The 691-nt window shown below is 40.1% G+C and carries 1 protein-coding gene; it reads right to left on the bottom strand.

Annotation, left to right across the window (positions count from 1 at the left end; all coding sequences use genetic code 11):
- Nucleotides 1-40: 40 nt before the first annotated feature.
- A partial coding sequence (locus E1176_RS00370; protein ID WP_155208613.1) for a 1-(5-phosphoribosyl)-5-[(5-phosphoribosylamino)methylideneamino]imidazole-4-carboxamide isomerase occupies nt 41-691 on the bottom strand: 651 nt, incomplete at its 5' end.

Below are 691 nucleotides of genomic sequence, written 5' to 3'. Positions count from 1 at the left end.
GCGCCCAGGGCGCCTCTTTCTTTTTATGACAATATCTCGCTTAAGCTTTAACCAGGAAGTCTTCTAGATCTTTGAGTTGTAAACTGCCTTCATAAAAGGCCTTTCCAAATATAACTGCAAACACACCCATATCGTTGAGCCTCTTGATGTCATCGATATTTCTGACACCACCACTTGCCAATACGCAAATATCTTCGAATCGATCGATGATATTTTTATATAGGTCAAACGCAGGGCCTTTCATGAGACCATCTTTAGCTATATCTGTGGTTTTTACATATTTCAAACCTCTTGAGTAGAAGTAATCAATATGGTCAAACAAGTCTAAATCTGTGTTCTTTTGCCACCCTCTGATGGCAATTTTACCGTCAAGGGCATCGGCACCCAAGGTAATTTTTTCTCTACCGTAAGATATAATCCATGAAGCAAAGAGTTCTTTTCTATTTACAGCTATACTAGCTGCTGTTATATAGCTTGCTCCATATTCGTAAGCTTTGCTTATATCTCCATCGGTGTGAATACCTCCGGTAAAATCAACTTTTAAATTGGTGTGACCAGCAATGGCTTCTAAAATGTGGTAGTTTACAGGCTCGCCTCTTCTTGCGCCATCCAGGTCAACCAGGTGTACTACTTCTATACCATGATCTTCAAAGCTTTTGGCCAAATCGATTGGCGATTGATTGTACACCTT

Origin of the sequence: Fulvivirga aurantia (assembly GCF_009711475.1) — a bacterium.
In the GTDB taxonomy this organism is placed as follows: Bacteria; Bacteroidota; Bacteroidia; order Cytophagales; family Cyclobacteriaceae; genus Fulvivirga; species Fulvivirga aurantia.
Note: the sequence above shows the minus strand (reverse complement) of the source record. Positions and strands in the feature narration are given on the sequence as shown.